Source organism: Rhodoblastus sp., assembly GCF_041915505.1.
In the GTDB taxonomy this organism is placed as follows: domain Bacteria; phylum Pseudomonadota; class Alphaproteobacteria; order Rhizobiales; family Beijerinckiaceae; genus Rhodoblastus.
The window spans coordinates 1-2,553 of record NZ_JAYSBG010000446.1; the positions used below are offsets into that span (position 1 = coordinate 1).

A 2,553-nucleotide genomic window follows, 5' to 3' on the forward strand; every position below is an offset into this window, starting at 1 on the left:
ATGCCTGGCGTGCTGCTGGCGGAGCCGCTGCGGATCGCGCCGGTTCGCCTGCGGTCCGGCCATCTCGAATACCAGACGTTGCTGACGGGTTCGTCGGATCGGATGCAACTGCGCCGCCTGCTCGACGGCGAGCTGGATGTCGTCGTCGCGCCCAAGGACGGCCTGCTCCTGTCGCGACGGCTGGCGGAGCGCCTGCGCCTGCGGACCGGCGATCTGGTCGGCCTGGACATTCTCGACGGACGCCGGAAGAGGGCCGTAGTTCCACTCGCGGGCGTCGTGAACGACCTGATCGGCCTGTCCGCCTATATGGATTGGGAAACGATGAACCGTCTCCTGCAGGAAGATCGGGCCGTCAGCGCGGTCGCGGTCCGCCTCGACGCTTCTCAGGCGGACGCATTCTACGCGGCGACCAAACAGACGCCGAAAATATCGACTGTCAGCCTGAAAGAGCGGTCCATTCGCAACTTCCGCGACTCGACCGGCGCGGTGGTGCTGCTTCTGGCGGGAATTTACACCGCCTTTTCGATTACGATCGCCATCGGCGTCGTCTACAATAATCTGCGGATCGGCTTCCAGGAGAGGTCGTTGGAACTTGCGATGCTGCGCATTCTCGGCTTCACGCCTTATGAAACGGCCCGGATCTTCTTTTCCGAAATCCTCGCCGAAGTCTGCCTCGCCATTCCCCTCGGCCTCGTCGCGGGATATTTCCTCGTGCGGCTGCTGCTTCTGGCCTTCCAGACCGAAACATTCGAAATTCCCGCCGCCATCGCCCCGCGCTCCTATTTCTGGGCCGCATCGCTGGTGGGGGGAGCGGCTGTCGTGAGCGCCGCCATCATGGGCCGCAAGCTGTGGCGAATGGACCTCGTTTCGGCGCTGAAAGGGCGGGAATGAGATGAAGCGGTTGAAATGGGCGGCCCTCGCTCTCGCCGGCGTCGGCGCCGTCGCCGCGGCGTCCGTCATTTTCATGCGTCCTCCGACCCGCGTCGAAGCGGCGACGGTGACGCGGGGCCTGTTCATCCAGACCGTGCTCAACGAGGGCAAGACGCGCGTAAGGGATCGCTATCTGGTGACGGCGCCGGTCGCGGGGATCGTGGCGCGGACGGGGCTTGAGGTCGGCGATCCCGTCGATCCCTCCACGGTGATCGCGGTCATTGCCCCCGGCTTGGCGCCGCTCGAAGATCCGCGCGCGCGCCAGGAGCTTGAAGAACGGCTCGGCGCCGCCGAAGCGGGACGCAGCCGCGCCGTCGCCGTGCTGGAAAGCGCGCGCGCCCGGCGGATGCAGGCGCGGGCCGATCTGGAGCGCACCGCTGCGCTGGAGACGAAAGGCGTCGTCACCGCCACTCGCCGGGAACGCGACGAACTCGCCAACACCCTCGCCGAAAGGGAACTGGCCAGCGCGGAATTCGGCGCTCACATGGCTGAGCACGAGGAGGCTCTGGCGCGCGCCGCCCTGGACGTCGCCGGCAGGAAGGAAACGGAAGCCCGCCGTGTTGAAATTCGCTCTCCGATCGAAGGCGTGGTCTTGAAGGTCGCCCAGGAGAGCGAGGGGCCGGTCGCCATCGGGTCGCCCATCGTGGAGATCGGCGACCCGAGACGCCTCGAAATCATCGCCGACGTTCTCACCACGGATGCGGTCCAGATTCAGCCGGGAGCGAACGCCGTTATCGAACGCTGGGGCGGGCCACGCCCGCTGTCGGCGCGCGTCGCCCGGATCGAGCCGGAGGCCTTCACCAAGGTTTCGGCGCTCGGCGTCGACGAACAGCGGGTCAATGTCGTGCTTGACTTCGCCTCGTCGCCTGAGGAATGGCGCCGGCTCGGCGACGCCTTTCGGATCGAGGCCCGCATCGAAATCGCCCGAATTCCGGACGCCGCGATCGTACCCCTCGGCGCCCTTTTCAAGCAGCAGGCTGATTGGAGCGTTTTCGTCATCGAGAACGACCGCGCTCGCATTCGGCCCGTCACGATCGGCCGTCGCGGCGAAAACGACGCCGCGGTGATGTTCGGACTTGCGCCCGGCGAGCGCGTCGTCCTTTTTCCTCCCCCGACCCTTCGCGATGGCGACAGGGTCACAACCGGAGATCGGGAACCGTGATCGAGACGCCCCCTCCGAACGCAAGCAGGATTTCTTCGTTTCTGCGTCCCGACGAGGTGGTGCGCGTCCTTGACGGCCGCCTCGGCCGGGTGCACGCGCGCCAGCGGCTGGGAATCGAAGACGACCACGAGATGCAGGCCTTCGGCCAGGGGCTCACGTTCATCCATCTGGAGAACATCCCCCTGTCGCGGGCGATCCTTCATGTCCTGCTTCGAATCTCGGGGACTTACTGGCGCGGCTTGCGGAACGCCGGACAGGTCGAATTGCGTCACAATGTCGTTTCATCATCCAGGATCGATCCCGCATTCGACGGGTTTTCGATCCTTCATCTCTCCGATCTTCACGCAGACATGAGCGCGCGCGCCATGCGGCGCGTGGCTGAAATCGCTTCCGGCCTCTCCTATGACCTGTGCGTCCTCACCGGCGATTATCGCGGAGAAACGTTCGGTCCGTATCAATCC

Annotated in this window: 2 protein-coding genes and 1 pseudogene; all 3 read left to right on the plus strand. The window is 65.6% G+C overall.

What is annotated here, in order from left to right:
- Window positions 1-891 (plus strand): ABC transporter permease (locus tag ACE3S9_RS18370; protein ID WP_374547919.1); only part of this gene is annotated, 891 nt, incomplete at its 5' end.
- Between the two features lies 1 nt (window position 892).
- The gene (locus ACE3S9_RS18375; protein ID WP_374547920.1) at window positions 893-2,092 is read left to right on the plus strand and encodes an efflux RND transporter periplasmic adaptor subunit; all 1,200 of its coding nucleotides are present in this window, start codon (window positions 893-895) and stop codon (window positions 2,090-2,092) included.
- Window positions 2,089-2,553 (plus strand): annotated as a pseudogene (locus ACE3S9_RS18380) (metallophosphoesterase); the annotation flags it as partial. The gene ACE3S9_RS18375 and the pseudogene ACE3S9_RS18380, both read left to right, overlap by 4 nt.

Coding starts and splice junctions, on each gene's coding strand:
- ACE3S9_RS18375 (WP_374547920.1), top strand. CDS start 893: ATGAAGCGGTTGAAATGGGCGGCCCTCGCTCTCGCCGGCGTCGGCGCC.